We start from the raw sequence: 16754 nt of genomic DNA on the forward strand, positions 1-16754 counted from the left end.
ACCACCCCATCCCTACGTTGACATCTCGTCGGCGTAGGGATGTGACCCCTCCGCGAGGCGTGCGGAGCCTGTCCAACGAAGGATGGGTCCGACCCATGGAGGGAAGCGTATGAGATCGTTGTTGCCCGCCGTCGCCTTGCTGGCGCTGGCCGCCTGTTCGCCCCAGCCCGCCGAGACCAAGGCCGAGGCGCCCGTCGCCGCGCCGGCGGTGACCGCCCTCAAGCCGCCGAAGGCCGATATCCCGGCCGGCGATTACACGCTGGACAAGCACCACGCCACGCTGGTGTTCCGGGTCAGCCACCTAGGCTTCTCGAACTACACGGCCGCCTTCGCCGACTTCGACGCCAAGCTGAAGTTCGACCAGAACAACGCCGGGGCCAGTTCGCTGGAGGCGACGATCGATCCGCGCTCGCTGACGCTGCCGGCGCCGCCCGAAGGCTTCAAGGAAGAGCTGGTCGGGACGCAATGGCTGAACACCGGGACCTATCCGACCATCACCTTCAAGTCGACCAAGGTCGAGACGACCGGGCCCGACACCGGCAAGGTGACCGGCGACCTCACCCTGCACGGCGTCACCAAGCCGGTGACGCTGGATGTGACCTATAACGGCGGCTATCCGGGCCATCCCCAGGACCCGAACGCCCGCATCGGCTTCTCGGCCAAGGGGATGTTCAAGCGCTCCGACTTCGGCATCGCCTACGGCGTGCCGGCGCCGGGCACGACCATGGGCGTCAGCGACGAGGTCCAGGTCCAGATCGAGGCCGAGTTCAGCGGTCCGCCGCTGGCCAACGCCCCCGCGCCAGCCAGCGGTCACTAGGCAAGCTCCAAGGGCCCGTCCTCGCCCTTCGACAGGCTCAGGATGAGGACTATTCCAGGCGCTTCAGTAGAAACCTCACCCTGAGCTTGTCGAAGGGCGAGGTTTCGGTCGCTCACCGCGCGCCGCGCGTCAGGTAGCCTTCGAGCAAGGCCAGGGCGTGATCCAGGCGCGCCCGGCGCCACTCGGGGGCGCTCATGTCGGTGTCCAGGGTCGCCGACAGCGAATAGCCGTTGGCCAGGTGGAAGCGGCTCATGGCCGCGATGGTCACGTAGATCTGCACCGGGTCGAGATTGGCGCCGAAGATCTTCTGGCGCTGGCCGCTCTCGATCAGCTTCTCGATAGTCCGGCGCAACGGAAAGGCCGTTTCGGTGACGACCTTGGACTGCGAGGCGAACTTGCCGTGCTGAAGGTTCTCGTTGCGCAGCAGGCCCTCGAAGCGCGGGTTCTTCTCGAAATAGTCGAAGGTGAATTTCTGCAGTTCGAGGAAGCCCTCGAGCGGCTTGTCGAAGTCGATCTTCAGCTCGGCCTCGCGGGCCCGCAGGTCCATGTACGCGTTCTCGAGGACGGCCATGTACAGGCCCTTCTTGTCCCCGAAGTAGTGGTACAGCATCCGGATGTTGCACTTGGCGGCCTTGACGATCTTCTCGATCCGGGCCCCGGCGAAGCCGGCCTGGGCGAACTCCTTCAGGGCCGCGGCGAGGATCGCCTTGCGCGTACGCTCGGCGTTGCGCTTTCGGGGCGCGTTCTCTGCGTCGGTCTTGTTCGCGTCCAGGACGGCGTCGGTCGTCACGGGATATTGGCCCCCTGCTTGATCCAGGCGCCCAGCTGGGCGCGCTCCTCTTCGGTCATGCCGGTCTCGTTGCCAAGGGGCATGCTGGTCGAGGCGACCGCGCGCTCGCTGATTTTCGGCGCATAGGTGCGAATATGTTCCGGCGTGTCGAAGGTCGCGCCCAGCGGCGCAGCCGAGAAGCCGGCGTGGGTCGGCTTGGCGCTGTGGCAGGCGACGCAGTGTTTCTGGACGATGGCCTGGGCGGTGGCGAAGGGGACCTGGCCCGAGACCTCGACCTTGTCCTTGGGCTTGATCGAGGCGATCGCCGTCGCGCCGAAGATCAGCATCGCCCCGTAGAACAGGAACTCGTGCCGGATCTTGCCGAAATGGCGCTGGATGAAGAAGTAGCGGATCGCGATCGCGCCGGCGCTGATCATGGCCAGCAGCAGCCAGGCCTTCGGATGACCCGAGACGGCCGGATAGTGGTTGCTGATCATGATGAAGATGACCGGCAGGGTCATGTGGGTGTTGTGCACCGAGCGCTGCTTGCCCATCGCTCCCAGGCGCGGATCGACGGGCCGGCCGGCCAGCATGTCGGCGACGATCTTGCGCTGGTTGGGGATGATGATCAGGAAGACGTTCCCGACCATGCAGGTGCCGATGATCGCGCCCACGTGGATGAAGGCGCCGCGATCGGTGAAGAGCTGGGTCAGCGCCCAGGTCGCCGCCGTCAGGGCCGAGAACCAGAGCACGCCGAATAACTTACCGTTCTTGCCCAGCGGCGAGCGGCACAGGGCCTCGTAGACCAGAAGGCCGCCGAAGATGAAGGCCAGGCCGACGCCGATCGCTTCGGCTTGCGTGAACGCGTGCTTGGCCGTGTCGATCAGAAAGATGGGCGCGCCGACATAGTAGAGCACCGTCAGCAGGGCGAAGCCGGAAAGCCAGGTGGTGTAGGCCTCCCATTTGAACCAGTGCAGGTGCTCGGGCATGTGGGCCGGGGCGTTCAGGTACTTCTGCGAGTGGTAGAAGCCGCCGCCGTGCACGGCCCACAGCTCACCCTTCACGCCGTCCTTCGGCGGATTTGGGTCGCGCAGATTGTTGTCCAGCCAGACGAAGTAGAAGGACGCGCCGATCCAGGCCACGCCGGCGACCACGTGCAGCCAGCGTAGCGCCATGCCGATCCAGGCGGCGAAATCGTAGTCCATCAGGCGGTCACCGCGTCGAGCAGCCGGAGCTTGGAGATCAGGCCGATCTGCTTGATCGCCTCGGCGATCTCGGTCGTCTCGTCGTTGTCGGCGCGAGCCTCCATGGCCCGGAGGATCGAGGCCTTGTCGTTCAGGCGCACGGCGATGATGAAGGGGAAGCCGAAGCGCGCGTTGTAGGCCGCGTTCAGTTGGTGGAAGCGCGCGAACTCCTCGGGCGTCAGCCTGTCGAGGCCGGCGCTGGCCTGTTCGGCGTTGCTCTCGGCGGTCAGCGCCTTGGCGATCGCGGCCTTGCCGGCCAGTTCGGGATGGGCGCGGATCAGGGCCAGCTTGTCGGCGGTGGTCGAGGCGTTCAGCACGGCCATCATGTCGTCGTGCATGGCCTCGACGCTGGCGAATGGCCGCTCGCCCCAGGCGCGCTCGACCACCCAGGGGGAGAGCTCGAAGGCGAACCCCAGGGCGGTGGTGAAGCCGGTCTGGTTCATGCTGTTCAAGCGCGCCAGGGTCAGGGGAGGAGCGCCGCTCATGCTGTTTCTCCCGCGTACGGATGGGTCGCGATCCAGTGCCGCGCGATGTCGATGCGCTTGGCCACCCAGACACGGTCGTGGCGGATAATGTGCTCCAGGAACCGCCGCAGCGCGCCGATGCGGCCGGGCTTGCCGACCACGCGGCAGTGCAGGCCGATGCTCATCATCTTCGGCGCGGTCTCGCCCTCCAGATAGAGAGCGTCGAAGGCGTCGCGCAGGTAGGTGAAGAACTGCTCGCCGGTGTTGAACCCTTGGGCCGCCGTGAAGCGCATGTCGTTGGCTTCCAGGGTGTAGGGCACGATCAGCTGGGCGCGGCCATGCTGGTCGTCCCAGTACGGAAGATCGTCGGCATAGCTGTCGGCGTCGTAGACGAAGCCGCCTTCCTGGGCGACTAGGCGGGCGGTGTTGGGGCTGGTGCGGCCCTGGTACCAGCCGAGGGGCCGCTCGCCGGTCAGGCGCTTCTGGATGTCTATGGCCTGCTGGATGTGCTCCAACTCCTGGTCGGGCGTGAAGTGCTGATAGTCGATCCAGCGATAGCCGTGGCTGGCGATCTCCCAGCCGGACGTCATCATCGCCTCGACGGCGTCCGGGTGGCGCTCCATGGCCTGGGCGACGCCGAATACGGTCAGCGGCAGTTGGTATTCCTCGAACAGCCGCCGGATGCGCCAGAACCCGGCGCGCGAGCCGTACTCGTAGAGGCTTTCCATCGACATGTTGCGCATGCCCTGGATGGGCTGGGCGCCGACCATCTCCGACAGGAAGAACTCGCTGACGGGGTCGCCATGCAGGATCGAGCGCTCGGCGCCTTCCTCGTAGTTCAGCACGAACTGCACGGCCACGCGGGCGCCGTTCGGCCATTGCGCCTGGGGCGGGTGCTCGCCGTAACCGATGAGATCTCTCGGATAGCTCATTCGAAAACCTTCGCCGCCGCGTCGACGCCTGCGCCGGCCGGGGCGCCGAAGCCTTCCCAACGCAGCACGGCTTCCAGCCCGGCCAAGGTCTGAAGCACCGCGTGCTTGCGGGCGTTCACGCCCATGGTGCCGATGCGCCAGATCTTGCCGGCGAGAGGACCGAACGCCGCGCCGATCTCGATCTCGAACTCGGTGCGCATGCGGGCTTTCACCCGGTCGTAGTCGACGCCGCTCGGGGCGATCACGCCGGTCACGTTGGTCATCTTGTGGGCCTGGTCGCCATAGACCTGGAGCCCGAGCGCCTCGATCCCGGCGACCATCGCCGCGCCAGCTTGAGCGTGGCGGGCGAAGCGGGCTTCGAGACCTTCCTCCAGCACGATCCGGGCGCACTCCCGCGCCGCGAACAGCATGCTGGCCGCCTCGGTGTGGTGGTTCAGGCGCTTGTCGGACCAGTAATCCATGATCATCGCCAGATCGAAGTAGTTGGAGGCGATGCGGCGGCCATTGCCGCTCATGCCAGGCCCGGCGAGGCCCTTCTCGACATGGCGGCGACCGAAGATGTGGTCGGCGGCGCGGTCGCTGATGGTGATAGGGGCCGAGCCCGAGGGGCCGCCCATGCACTTCTGCAGGCCGGCGGTGACGATGTCGGCCTGCCAGGCATCGGTCGGCACGCTCATGCCGCCTAGCGTGGCGGTGGCGTCGACATAGAGCAGGGCATCGTGGCGCCGGCAGATCTCGCCGATGGCCTCAATGGGCTGGGCGATGGTGGTCGAGGTGTCGCCGTGCACGCAGGCGACCAGGCGCGGCTTCACGCGAGCCACGGCGTCCTCGACGGCCTGAGGATCGACGACCTTGCCCCATTCGCCCTCGACGAAGGTGACCTTGGCGTCGCAGCGCTCGGCGATCTCGGCCAGCAGCAGGCCGAAGCGGCCGGCATTGACCACCACCACATCGTCGCCGGGTGAGAGCGTCGAGACCAGCGCCGCCTCGATCCCGGCGCGCGAGGTGCCGTCGATCAGGAAGGTCCAGCGGTTCTGGGTCTCGAACACGCCGCGATAGAGGCTCATGACTTCGTTCATGTAGCCCGTGAACTCGGGATCGAACTGGCCCAGCAGTTGCACTGACATGGCCCGCAGCACGCGCGGATGCACGTTGATCGGGCCGGGTCCCATTAGCAGGCGGGCGGGGTGATCGAGTTCTTTGAAGACTTCAGTCATGCGCGTTCGCGTCGTTCTAGCTTGTCGATGAAATGGAGCATGGCCTGAGCCGCCAGGGCGCAGTCGGCCTCGGTGACGGCCTCGGCCGGGTTGTGGCTGATGCCGCCCTCGCAGCGGATGAACAGCATTGCGACGGGGCAGAGGTCGGCCATCACCATGGCGTCGTGGCCGGCGCCCGAGGGCAGGCGGCGAGCCGGCAGCGAAAGGTCGGCGAGCGCCTCGTCCAGAAACCCCATCAGCGACGGATCGCAGGGGCTTTCGGCCAGGGCCTGCATCAGGTGGATCTCGGCCTTGAGGCCTCGCGCGGCGACGATGGCGTAGATTTCCGTGCAGATCGCATCGACGGCGGTGTCGCGCGTCGCAGAGGTCTCGGCGCGAATATCCATCGAATATTCGACCGCGCCGGGGATGACGTTGAACGCGCCGGGCAGGGCGGTCATGCGGCCGACGGTGCCCACGAGGCCATCGGTTCCGGCCCGGCAGATCCGCTCCAGGGCCAGCATGCACTCGGCGGCGGCGGGACCGGGGTCCCTGCGCAGATTCATCGGCGTCGTGCCGGCGTGGCCGGCGGCGCCGATGATCTTCACCATCAGCCGCTTTTGCGCCGCGATGGCGGTGACCACGCCCAGCGCCAGGCCCTCGGCTTCGAGGACGGGGCCCTGTTCGATGTGGGCCTCCAGGAAGGCCAGGACATCCGCGGGCTTCCGCGCGGCGCTGGCGATGGCCTCGGGATCGCCGCCGAACGCGGTCAGCGCCTCGGCGACGGTGACGCCCTCGGCGTCCTTCATCTCCAGAGCGGTGGCGTCCAGCGTCCCGGCGATGGCTCGGCTGCAGCTCATCGAGGCTGGAAAGCGCGAGCCTTCTTCGTCGCCGAACGCCACCACTTCGATGGCGAAGGGCAGGCGGCGGTCGGCGACATGCAGCGCCTCGACCACGTCGATGCCCAGCATGATCCCGAGCGGGCCGTCATAGCGCCCGCCGTTGCGGACGCTGTCGATGTGCGAGCCGATGATCAGGGCCTTGGCGTCCGGCGTCTCGCCCTCGTAGCGGCCGATCAGGTTGGCGGCGGCGTCGCGGCGCACGGTCATGCCGGCGTGGATCATCCAGCCTTCCAGCGCGGAGAGGGCGGCCGCGTGCGCCGGCGTCAGGAACCGCCGCGTCAGCTGTCCCTCGACCTCGCTGTAGGGCGCGACGCCCAGCAGGTCGCAGCGCGCCTTCGCCCGAACGCCAAGCAAGCCTCCGATGTCGCCCGCTACCGCCACCTTCGATTCGACCTCCGCATCGTTCGCGAGACTTCAGCGGTAGCAGGAGAGACCCGAAAGCCTTGCCCCGCAACCGCCCGTGCGCCGTCTTTCGCGCACCGGCGCCTCGACAAGCGCCATCCGCGATCGGCGGCGCCTGCAGCTAAGTCATAATCTACTTACTTGTGATCGGCGAGAGGCAGCTTGTCAGGGGATCCGGCGTCGCTCTACCATCGGGCGAGCCGAGGCGCCCATGAACCGCACCATCCCCGCCAGGATCCTGAGAGTGAACCACGGCGGCGAGCATGGAGCTATCCGCATCTATGGCGTCCAGATCGCCTTGGCGCGGTTGCGAGCGCCTGATCTGCTGCCCTTCCTCAACCACACGCTCGAGCACGAGCGCGAACACCTGGTGAAGTTTCGGACCCTGATGCCGGCGCGCGGCGCCAAGCCGTGTCGCCTGATGTGGATCTGGTCGGTCGGCGGCGCTGTGTTGGGCGCGGTTACAGGCCTCTTGGGGCGCAAGGCCATCCTGGTCTGCACCGAGGCGGTCGAAAGGACAGTCCATCGGCACCTAGACGATCAACTGGCTTTCCTGGGTTCCAGCGATCCTGAAATGTCGACAGTGATCCGCGACATCCAGGCCCAGGAACTAGCGCACCTGCGTTTCGCTCAGGCTTCACGCGGCGTCGTCAATCCACTGACTCGGCTGTTGGATGGAGCGATCGTGGCGGCGACCGAGACCCTGATCTGGATGTCGACACGCGGAGACTCCGTGCGTCTTGCGGGCGAGCTCCGCAGCGCTGCTTGACGCCCAAAAGAAAAGGCCGCGCCGGGGTTTCCGGCGCGGCCCAAGTCAAGCGTTGGGAGGAAATAACGCTTAGAGAGAAAGCTAGTAGACGAACCGGATGCCCGCGAAGATCGAACGGCCCACTGCGGCGTAGCGCGTGGTGACCGGGTCGTTCTGGTAGGCCCAGCGGTTCTCGGTCTGGTTCGTCAGGTTCAGGGCGTCGACCGACAGGGTCAGGGACTTGTTGAACTTGTAGGTGACCGAGCCGTCCAGGTTGAACGTGCTGTCGTTGCCCAGGAAGTCGTTGACCAGCGGGCTGTCGCAGAAGCCCGGATCGCAGGTGCCGGTCGCGATCGGGTACTGCGTGCGGTACTTGGCGCGGTAGGCCGATGACAGGCGAGCGCTGAACTTCTCGACTTCGTAGTAGACCGTGAAGTTGAACGCGTCCGGCGAGGCGCCCGTGAACGGACCCTTGGCGGTGACGGCGGCCGTGCCCAGGCGGGCGTTGGCCGGGGTCACGATATATTCGAGTTCCGACTCCAGGTGCGTGGCGTTGAACTGCACGCCCAGGTTCTTGAAGTACCAGGGCAGGAAGGTCAGGTCCTGCTGGTAGTTGAACTCGATGCCGCGGATGTAGCCGCCCGGCGCATTGCCGAACTGGCGGACGTCGAACGGGTTGTTGTTGTCGATATAGGCGATGGCCAGGGCGTTGGTCTGGGCCGCGCGCAGGGCCGCGATGGCGTCGGCGTCCATGAACGAGTTCAGGCTGGCCGAGGACACCAGGGTCTGCGGGAAGCTGGAGATGTCCTTGTTGAACACCGCCACCGAGACCAGGGCGCCCGGCTGGAAGTACCATTCCAGCGAGAGGTCCAGGTTGGTGGCGCGGAACGGATCCAGCTTCGGATTGCCGACCGTCAGCGAGCCACCGACCGTGGCGCCGTTGGTCGGCACGCTGATGGCGGTGACGTTCGGGGCCAGGTTGGCCAGCAGCGGACGGGCCATGACCTTGGCCGCGCCGAAGCGCAGCAGCAGGTTGTCATAGACCTCGTACGACACGTTCATCGACGGCAGCAGGTCGTGGTACTTGTTCTCGCCCGAGATCGGACGCGAGGTGTTGGTCAGGCCGTCCGACTGCACCTCGGTGAGGGCGTAGCGCGTGCCGATGTTGCCGCGCAGCTCACGACCGAACAGCTGGGTGTTGTAGTCGAACTGGACGTAGGCGCTGGTGTCCTTCTCGTCGACCGAATAGCGGTTGGCCGCGCTGGCCAGGTACGACAGGCGCCAGTCGCCATACTTGTTGATGCAGTTGCAGTTGAAGCCGAACAGGTCGGTCATCTTCCGCAGGTCGGGTGCGAGGAAGGCGGTGGTCGTGCCTTCCGGGACCTTCAGGCCGGTGCCCCAGTTGATGACCTTGCTGACGGCCGCGACGTTCGAGCCGGCTTCCTTCAGGCTGGGGTTCAGGGTCTCGCCGGTCAGGCGGCGATATTCCGAGGTCTCGAAGCCGTATTTGCGCTGGCTGATGCCGAACCGGACGGCGGTGTCGCTGTCCAAGTCGTACTTGAAGTCCACGCGCATCGTCTCGTAGTCATTGCGGGTGTAGCGCTGGTAGTTGCGCAGGGCCGAGTAGCCCTTCACGAAGTCCCAGGCATTGGCCTGGGTCGCGTCGAAGCCCAGGTTCAGCACCGGCATGTCGCCACCGCCGCGCGCGTCGTACGTGACGTAGTCGTTGCCGGCCACGCCCTGGCCGCTGTCGAGGCGGATGAAGTCCGCCAGCAGGCCTTGGGTCTTGTTGTTCGACGAGGACTTCCCGTAGACGGCCGTCATCGAGAAGTTGTCGCTGAACTCGTGGTCCAGCTTCAGCGACGACTGGCGGAAGTAGGTCGTGAAGAACGACGCGTCGGCGGCCGAGCGCAGGTCGACATTGCCCAGCTTCAGGTAGTCGGCGTTGGCGCCCGAGGGGCTCAGGGCGGCGTCGATCAGGCGCACGCTGGGACGGCCGATGAACTGGGTCAGCATGGCCGTGCCGGTTGGATCGGCGACGTAACCGACCGACTTCGGGTTGTTGTAGTAGTCGTACGGATCGAGGTTGTTGGCGTTGTAGCTGTTGGTCATGCCCGAAACGAGCGCGCCGCCACCCAGCGACTGGCCGCAGTCGATGGCGTCCTGGATCGCGCTGGCGGCGCGGGCCGTGCAGCTGGCGTAGAGGGCGCGCTTGGCTGCGGCCGTGTCACCGGCGGTGATCGTGTTCAGCGCGGCGTTGGTGTTGTTGCGGTTCAGGCCGACGGTCTGGACCTGGTAGTTGATCGAGGACTGCTCGAGCTCCGAATAGACCCAGTCCAGCGACACCGTGGTGCGGCTGGTCGGGCGCCATTGCAGGGCGCCGGTCAGGCCGGTGCGCTTCTGGTCCAGGTCCTGCTGGTTCAGCGTAGCCAGGGCCGGGATGCGGGTCAGGGCGCCGGGCGCGGTGATGCCCGAGCCGACGACCGTGGCGCTCGAGGGATTGTTGACCAGGTTGTAGGCGGTCGGGTTCGAGCCCACCAGCGCGGCGCAGACGGCGGCGTTGGTGATGTTGGCGCCCGGGATCACGCCGTTGTTGCACGAGGTGCCGGTCGGGGCGGCGAAGCCCTGGCGACGCGGGGTCGCGGTGGTCGAGCCCGTGCCCAGGAACGTGGCTTGGCGATAGGTGTAGTCAGACTGGCCGGCTTGGCGCTGGTAGCTGTCGATGATCTGGTTGCGCTTGTTGTAGGCGACCGAGAACAGGGCGCCGAACTGGCCCCAGTTGGTGTCCCAGCGGTCCGAGACCAGGGCGGCGACGCGCGGCGAGTGGGTGCCGCCGTTCTTGTAGTAGGCGTCCTGCACCGACAGGGCCAGGCGACGGCCCTTGAAGTTCAGGGGCTTGCCGGTTTCCAGGTCGACCGTGGCGCCCAGCGAGCCTTCGTCGGTCTCGGCCGAGGCGGTCTTCTGGACCTTCAGGGCGCTGAACAGCTCCGAGGCGAAGGTGTTGAAGTCGAAGCCGCGCGAGCGGTTGGCGCTGTCGCCCGAGTTGGACGGACCGGCCGTCGACAGGGCTTCCAGGCCGTTCAGGCGCACGCGGGTGAAGTCGCTGCCCAGGCCGCGGACGGTGATCGTGCGGCCTTCGCCGTTCTCGCGGTCGATCGAGACGCCCGGAAGGCGCTGCAGCGATTCAGCCAGGTTGGCGTCCGGGAAGTCGGCGATGTCGTCGGCGTTGATGGCGTCGACCATCACGCTGGAATTGCGCTTCATGTTGAGCGCGCTCTGCACGGCGGCGCGGTAGCCGGTGACGACGACGGCTTCGACCGAGGTGTCTTCGGCGGGGGCGGCGGCCGGGGCGGGGGTCTGCTCCTGGGCGAGGGCCGAACCGGCCGTCAGGGTCAGGGCGGCGGCGATCGACAGGGCGCCCAGCGAGGCCTGGCCCAGCAGCGCGCAGGCACGGAGATGCTTGGAATGAGTTTGCACGGTTTCCTCCCGAAAAGTTGCGGCAGGCCCGGCTCTTCTTGACGCGCACCGGGTCCCAAAAACGATGGGACCGCTACCGGCCACCGGTGTCATTAGCAAGAGAAACCGGTGTCATTTGAAACTTTGTCAGTTTTGTCGAAAAACGATGACGTATTTCGGCCCCGTGCGGGGTGGCGGAAATAGCCAAGCATTAGCCCGGTAAGGGGCTGAAAATTCTAACGGAAGCCGGGGCGGTTTCGCGATACCCAGCGTTCGAAAGTGGGCGCGTCCAGGCGCGGGGCGGAGGCGCCCTTAAGTGCCATTTGTTGGCGGATTACGTCGGATTCGCGGCCGCAGGACAGGGTTTCGCGCCTCCTTTTGGACACGCTGCGCCTCCAGCTTAACCTTGGGATGTGGAGGGGGATCATGCGTCGGACCTTGGCGGCTTGTTTCGCGATCGCGCTTGCGATGCTGGCTTCGGCGGCGACCGCCGATCCCCTCACGATCGTCTCCGAGGCCGCCATCACGGAGCAGAACGCGACGCGGTTCGTCGTCCATTCCGATCGTCTAGGGCGCGACTACGAGGTCGCGGTTCAGCTTCCCAACGCCAAGGTCTTCCTGCCCGGTCAGAAGCTGGCGACAATCTATGCGCTGGATGGCGGTTATGGCCTGGCCGGACCGAACAGTGTCTTTCTCGGCGCGCGGGCCATGATGGCGCCGGCGATCGTTGTCAGCATCGGCTTCCTCCGAGGCCAGCCGCCGTCGCGCGCGGAGGACTTCGCCCATCGCCCGTTCACGGCTGATGGTGTAACGGCAGGCGGCGGTGGCGCCGCCTTCGAGGCTTTCCTGCTGCAGGACCTGAGGCCATTCATCGAGGCGAGATATCCAGCCGATCCGGCGGGTTCCGTGCTGTTCGGCCATTCGATGGGCGGGGTGTTCGCCACCAACGTGTTCGCGGACAATCCCGGCGCCTTCGCGGGCTACATCATCGGCAGCGTGGTGGTCCCGCGAGATCCCGGCATGGTGGATCGGGTCGCCAAGGCCACAGCCAAGGCGCACGGCGAAAGGGTCTTTCTCGCCGTGGGCGGCGCGGAAGACGCCACGACCAGGGAAAAGCGCCTGATGGATAAGGGCTTCGCCGCGTTGACCGCAGCGTTCAAGACCAGCCCGGGCGTGAAACTGCAAGCCAAGTCCTACGCGGGCGAGAACCACATTTCCTACTATCCGAACCTGGTTCTCGACGGCTTGCGCTTCACGTTGCCGCCGACCGTGCCTGTCGATCTGCCGTATGCGCCGCTGTCGCCGGCTGCGCTGGCCCGCTATGTCGGCGGCTACGCGCTGCCGGACGGTCGCATCCTGACGATCAAGCCGGGTTTCGAGAACCTCCTGTCGGCTCAAATCGAAGGCCAGTCAGCGACCTACATGCTGCCGAACGGCCCGGACCGCTTCTATGCCTATGTGGCCGACCTCGACGTCACCTTCGACACGAACGGGCTGACCTTGACGGGCCGCGGCGCCAAGGCGCGCGCGGATCGGAAGGCGTCGGAGTAGGGGGGCTTTAAGCCCCCGCCCAGGTCTCCAGGTCCTTGAGCGCGCGGACGCTCATCAGGCGCTTCTTGGCGCGACCGCGTTCCTTGAGCGGGATCTTCTTGCCGTCCTCGTCGACCTTAGGAGCCTCCAGCGGCGGCAGCAGGCCGTAGTTGATGTTCATCGGCTGGAAGCTGCCGGGACCATTGCCCGCCTCCAGGTGGCCGCCGGTGATATGCTCGACCAGCGCGCCCAAGGCGGTGGTCGGAGGCGGAGCGTCGATCGGCGCGCCCTTGCGGTCGGCGGCGGCGAAGCGGCCGGTGAGCAGGCCCATGGCGGCGCTCTCGACATAGCCCTCGACGCCCGTGACCTGGCCGGCGAAGCGCAGGCGCGGCTGGACCTTCATGCGCAGCGACCGATCCAGCAACTTGGGCGAATTGATGAAGGTGTTGCGATGGAGGCCGCCCAGGCGGGCGAACTGGGCGTTCTCCAGCCCCGGGATCATCCGGAAGGTCTCGGCCTGGACGCCGTGCTTCAGCTTGGTCTGGAAGCCCACCATGTTCCAGAGCGTGGCCAGGGCGTTGTCCTGGCGCAGCTGGACGATGGCGTAGGACTTCACGGTCGGGTCGCGCGGGTTGGTCAGGCCGACCGGCTTCATCGGACCGTGACGCAGCGTCTCGCGACCGCGCTCGGCCATCACCTCGATGGGCAGGCAGCCATCGAAATAGGGGACGTTCTCCCACTCCTTGAACTCGGACTTGGGGCCTTCGAGCAGGGCGTCGATGAAGGCCTCGTACTGCTCCTTGTTCATGGGCAGGTTGATGTAGGCGGCCGCGTCGCCGCCGGGGCCTTCCTTGTCGTAGCGCGACTGGCGCCAGGCGACGTCCATGTTGATGGACTCGAAGTGGATGATCGGCGCGATGGCGTCGAAGAAGCTGAGCTGGCCTTCGCCGGTCATGTCCAGGATCGCCTGGGCCAGGGCCGGCGAGGTGAGGGGGCCGGTGGCGACGATGACGTTGTCCCAGTCTTCCGGCGGCAGGCCGGCGATCTCCTCGCGGACGATGGTGACCAGCGGATGGGCTTCCAGGCGGCGAGTGACCTCGCCGGAGAAGCCGTCGCGGTCGACGGCCAGGGCGCCGCCGGCCGGCACTTGGTGCTGGTCGGCGCAGGCCATGATCAGGCTGTCCAGCTTACGCATCTCGGCGTGCAGCAGGCCCACGGCGTTGAACTGCCAGTCGTCCGAGCGGAACGAGTTGGAGCACACCATCTCGGCCAGGCCGTCGGTGTGGTGCGCGTCGGTGATGACTTTGCCGGTCGCGTCATCCTTGCGCATTTCGTGCAGGATGACGGGCACGCCGGCCTGGGCGATCTGCCAGGCGGCCTCGGAGCCGGCCAAGCCTCCGCCAATGACGTGAACGGGCTGAAGGGTCGAATTCGTGGTCATGGCGCGCCCTATACCCCCGGCTGTCGCCGGACGAAACCTAGTGTAGGCTCCTGAGTCACGGGCGGGGCCGCGCGCCCGGCGAGCCTGGGAGGGCATATGGCGAGGTTTTCCGTGACCGAGGCGGCGACGGCCGGCTTCGGCGTCATCACCCGCAAGCCGCTGGTGGTGGCGGGTTGGGCGATCGCTTTCATCGTGGCGATGCTGCTGCCGGCCATACTCTGCTTCCTCGCCCTGGGGCCGGAAGTGCAGAAGCTGATGCAACTGGCCATGACCCAGAAGGGCGACACGCCCGATCCCGAAGCTTTCCAGCAGATGATGAATGCCCAGGCGGGCATGACCGGTGTCAACTTACTGTTCTGGCTGTGGTCCTCGTTCGTGAAGGCGGTGTTCGCGGCGGCGGTGTTCCGCGCCGTGCTGGCGCCCGAGCAGTCGGCCTGGGCCTATCTGCGGGTCGGCTCGCGCGAACTCTGGCTGACGCTGCTGCTGCTGGTCGAGCAGGTGCTGGCGATGATCGTGATCTTCGTCGTCGTCCTGCTGGTGGTCGTGCTGACTGCGGTGGTGATGGTGGCGGGCGGCGAGGCAGGACGTGGCGCGGGCGTCGCCGTCGGCGTCGTGGCCGGCGCGGCGGCCTTCTGCATGCTGATCTGGCTGGCCCTGCGCCTGTCGATGGCCGCGCCGATGACCTTCGTCGACAACCAGTTCCGGCTGTTCGAATCCTGGACCCTGACCAAGGGCAAGGCGTTGCCGCTCCTGGGCATGACGCTGTTGGTCGTGCTGCTGATCCTGTGCCTGGAGATCGTGTTCATCGGGGTGCTGATCGGCGCCGGTGTCGCAGCCGGCGGATCGCTGGCGGCCTTGTACGGCTCCGGCGGCGTGGAAGCCTTCATGGCCCGGCCGCCGATGGAGTGGCTGCGCGATCTCTGGCCGTGGCTGACTGTCTTCGGTCTGATCGCCGCCCTGTTCAGCGCGACGGTCCAGGCGGTGTTCTACGCCCCGTGGGCGGCGGCGCACCGGATGCTGACCTCCGAGGACTGAGTGGCGCCGGCGTTACGGCCGTCCGAAATCCGGTTCCGTCCACGCGACGGCATCGCCAGACGCGTGGCGAGGCCATAGATTGCGAGGGATCGCGACGACTCGCCCACGGCGGTCCGGAGCGAGCGTCGCATGAAGGGACTTGATCGGATGACGGACGGATCGGCGAGCGTCGCCGGCGCATTGCGCGCGGGCGTTTCCGACCTCGGCGCGTCGATCAATGCCTGCTGGGCGGCGCTGCTGGTCGCCATCCTGCTGACCGTGGCCGCGACCTTCCTGCCGCCGGGCGTGCAACTGCTCGCCGTGCTGGCCGCCGGCGTCGTCGCCCAAGGCGCCTTGTTTCGCCGAGCCTTCGACCGCGCGCCGGGCCTGAAGGGCCTGCGCTGGGGGCGTGACGAGTGGCGGCTGCTGGGCGCGCATCTCCTGGTGCTGTGCCTGTTCGCCCTGATCGCCTCGGTCCTGCTGATCGTCATCGGGGCCGTGGCCCTGGGCGTCGCCCGCGCCAGCGCGCCCAATCTAGACGTCACTTCGGCGGCGGCCTGGAAGGACGCCCTGGCCAATGCCGGGCTGGGCGGGATCGTCGCCGGCGCCGCGCCGCTGGCCGGCCTGGCGATCCTGGTGTGGCTGGGCCTGCGCCTGTCGTTCACCGCGCCGGCCACCGTCGCCCAGTCGAGCGTGCGGGTGCTGAGCGCCTTTCCGCTGACCAAGGGTCGGGTCGCGACGCTGCTAGTCGTCAGCCTGGCGGTCGCCCTGCCGGTGATCGTCGCCGCGCCGCTGTTGGGCCTGGCCCCGGCGCGCGGTCTGGGCCTGCGTAGTCTGGGAACGACGGCGGCGAGCGCCGCGCTCACCTATCTTCTGCTGGCGCCGGCCTGGGCCGGGGCGCTGGCCCATCTCTACCGCCACAGCGCGGTCTCGCAGGACGCCTAGATGTCTGTTCGTTCCATCGACGCCACCCTGGAAGGCCTGAAGACCATGCGGCGCAAGCCGGTGGCCGTGCTGGCCTGGGCGACCTTCTCGCTCGTGATGCTGCCGATCCTGGGCCTGCTGGTGAAGATCGTGCTGGGCGAGGAGGGCCGTCAGGTCCTGGCGGGCCGAGGCTCGTCGGCCGATCCGCGTGAATTGCTCGACCTGGTCATGCATCTGGGTGGGGTGATGGTGCTGCTGGTCGCCCTGGCCCTGCTGCTCGGCGCGGTGCTGCAGGCGGCGATCATCCGCTCGGTGCTGGAGCCGCAGAACAAACGCTTCGCCTATCTGCGCCTGGGCAAGGAGGAGATCCAGCTGCTGGTCGTTTCGCTGATCACCTGGGCGACGGCGCTGGTCTGCACCGTGATACCGTCAGGTGTCCTGGTGCTGGGCACGGCCATGCTGTCGGGCGCGGCCTCGACCTGGTTCGGCTTCCTGGGCGGTCTGGCGGTGATCGGCTTCACGCTGTGGGTGGCCGTGCGCCTGTCGCTGCTGGGTCCGCACGCCTTCTCGCACCATCACATCGATGTCCGCGCCGCCTGGATCCAGACCCACGGCCAGTTCCTGCGGCTGCTGGGCATGTTCGTCATGACCATCGTGCTGAGCGCCGTGGTTTCGATCCTGGGCGCGATGATCTCCAGCATCATCGGCAACGTGATCGGCGGCGGGGTCGACCCGATGGCCGGCGGCGATGTGGTGACGAGCCACCCGCGCCTGATCCTGGTGCTGCTGGCCAACCTGCTGCTGGCGCCCGTTTTTCTGACTCTTCAGACGGTGATCCTGGTCGCCGCCCCGGCCCGCGCCTTCGCCCAGCTGAATCAGGACGAGATCGACGCGGGCCTGCACGAATGAGGGACC

Annotated in this window: 14 protein-coding genes and 1 pseudogene; 7 read left to right on the top strand and 8 right to left on the bottom strand. The window is 67.1% G+C overall.

Annotation, left to right across the window (positions count from 1 at the left end; genetic code table 11):
- Positions 1–109 precede the first annotated feature (109 nt).
- Positions 110–817 carry a YceI family protein gene (locus AC07NN_RS20040; RefSeq protein ID WP_494645067.1) on the top strand — a complete coding sequence of 236 codons (708 nt, stop codon included), beginning with the start codon at positions 110–112 and terminating at the stop codon, positions 815–817.
- A 17-nt stretch (positions 818–834) separates the two neighbouring features.
- A pseudogene (locus tag AC07NN_RS20045) lies at positions 835–920 on the top strand (hypothetical protein); the annotation flags it as partial.
- Between the two features lie 9 nt (positions 921–929).
- On the opposite strand, the gene AC07NN_RS20050 reads toward AC07NN_RS20045, so the two are convergent.
- The 6 genes from AC07NN_RS20050 to AC07NN_RS20075 are packed head-to-tail and all read right to left on the bottom strand — an operon-like array spanning position 930 to position 6687.
- Positions 930–1607, bottom strand: coding sequence for a TetR/AcrR family transcriptional regulator (locus tag AC07NN_RS20050; protein WP_494645069.1), 678 nt, complete (start codon positions 1605–1607; stop codon positions 930–932).
- On the bottom strand, positions 1604–2791 hold the full coding sequence (locus AC07NN_RS20055) for a urate hydroxylase PuuD (protein ID WP_494645071.1): 1188 nt from the start codon (positions 2789–2791) through the stop codon (positions 1604–1606). Before AC07NN_RS20055 ends, AC07NN_RS20050 begins: the two co-directional genes overlap by 4 nt.
- Entirely contained in the window at positions 2791–3315 is a 525-nt protein-coding gene (uraD, locus tag AC07NN_RS20060; protein WP_494645073.1) for a 2-oxo-4-hydroxy-4-carboxy-5-ureidoimidazoline decarboxylase, read from the bottom strand. Before uraD ends, AC07NN_RS20055 begins: the two co-directional genes overlap by 1 nt.
- On the bottom strand, positions 3312–4226 hold the full coding sequence (puuE, locus tag AC07NN_RS20065) for an allantoinase PuuE (protein WP_494645075.1): 915 nt from the start codon (positions 4224–4226) through the stop codon (positions 3312–3314). Before puuE ends, uraD begins: the two co-directional genes overlap by 4 nt.
- Positions 4223–5443: a pyridoxal-phosphate-dependent aminotransferase family protein gene (locus tag AC07NN_RS20070; protein WP_494645077.1), complete on the bottom strand. Its 1221-nt coding sequence runs from the start codon at positions 5441–5443 to the stop codon at positions 4223–4225. The genes puuE and AC07NN_RS20070 overlap by 4 nt, the downstream gene beginning before the upstream one ends.
- A complete protein-coding gene (locus tag AC07NN_RS20075; RefSeq protein ID WP_494645909.1) occupies positions 5440–6687 on the bottom strand; it encodes an allantoate amidohydrolase in 1248 nt (415 codons plus the stop codon). The genes AC07NN_RS20070 and AC07NN_RS20075 overlap by 4 nt, the downstream gene beginning before the upstream one ends.
- A gap of 250 nt (positions 6688–6937) precedes the next feature.
- On the opposite strand from AC07NN_RS20075, the gene AC07NN_RS20080 reads away from it, so the two are divergent.
- The gene (locus AC07NN_RS20080; protein WP_494645079.1) at positions 6938–7495 is read left to right on the top strand and encodes a demethoxyubiquinone hydroxylase family protein; all 558 of its coding nucleotides are present in this window, start codon (positions 6938–6940) and stop codon (positions 7493–7495) included.
- Between the two features lie 81 nt (positions 7496–7576).
- Here AC07NN_RS20080 and AC07NN_RS20085 read toward each other — a convergent pair whose 3' ends face one another.
- Positions 7577–10951, bottom strand: a complete 3375-nt coding sequence (locus AC07NN_RS20085; protein WP_494645082.1) for a TonB-dependent receptor — start codon at positions 10949–10951, stop codon at positions 7577–7579.
- A 357-nt stretch (positions 10952–11308) separates the two neighbouring features.
- Here AC07NN_RS20085 and AC07NN_RS20090 point away from each other — a divergent pair, with 357 nt between their 5' ends.
- A complete protein-coding gene (locus AC07NN_RS20090; protein ID WP_494645084.1) occupies positions 11309–12481 on the top strand; it encodes an alpha/beta hydrolase in 1173 nt (390 codons plus the stop codon).
- 7 nt (positions 12482–12488) lie between these two features.
- Here the strand turns inward: AC07NN_RS20090 and trmFO are convergent, their stop codons facing one another.
- Positions 12489–13901 (bottom strand): methylenetetrahydrofolate--tRNA-(uracil(54)-C(5))-methyltransferase (FADH(2)-oxidizing) TrmFO, encoded by a 1413-nt coding sequence (gene trmFO, locus AC07NN_RS20095; RefSeq protein WP_494645086.1) that lies wholly within the window; start codon positions 13899–13901, stop codon positions 12489–12491.
- Between the two features lie 96 nt (positions 13902–13997).
- On the opposite strand from trmFO, the gene AC07NN_RS20100 reads away from it, so the two are divergent.
- The 3 genes from AC07NN_RS20100 to AC07NN_RS20110 all read left to right on the top strand — a co-directional run bounded on the left by AC07NN_RS20100 (position 13998) and on the right by AC07NN_RS20110 (position 16748).
- The gene (locus AC07NN_RS20100) at positions 13998–14936 is read left to right on the top strand and encodes a hypothetical protein (protein WP_494645088.1); all 939 of its coding nucleotides are present in this window, start codon (positions 13998–14000) and stop codon (positions 14934–14936) included.
- A gap of 147 nt (positions 14937–15083) precedes the next feature.
- The gene (locus AC07NN_RS20105) at positions 15084–15860 is read left to right on the top strand and encodes a hypothetical protein (protein WP_494645911.1); all 777 of its coding nucleotides are present in this window, start codon (positions 15084–15086) and stop codon (positions 15858–15860) included.
- The gene (locus AC07NN_RS20110; RefSeq protein ID WP_494645090.1) at positions 15861–16748 is read left to right on the top strand and encodes a hypothetical protein; all 888 of its coding nucleotides are present in this window, start codon (positions 15861–15863) and stop codon (positions 16746–16748) included.
- Positions 16749–16754: the final 6 nt, after the last annotated feature.

The organism is Caulobacter sp. GW821-FHT09H08 (genome assembly GCF_059415885.1).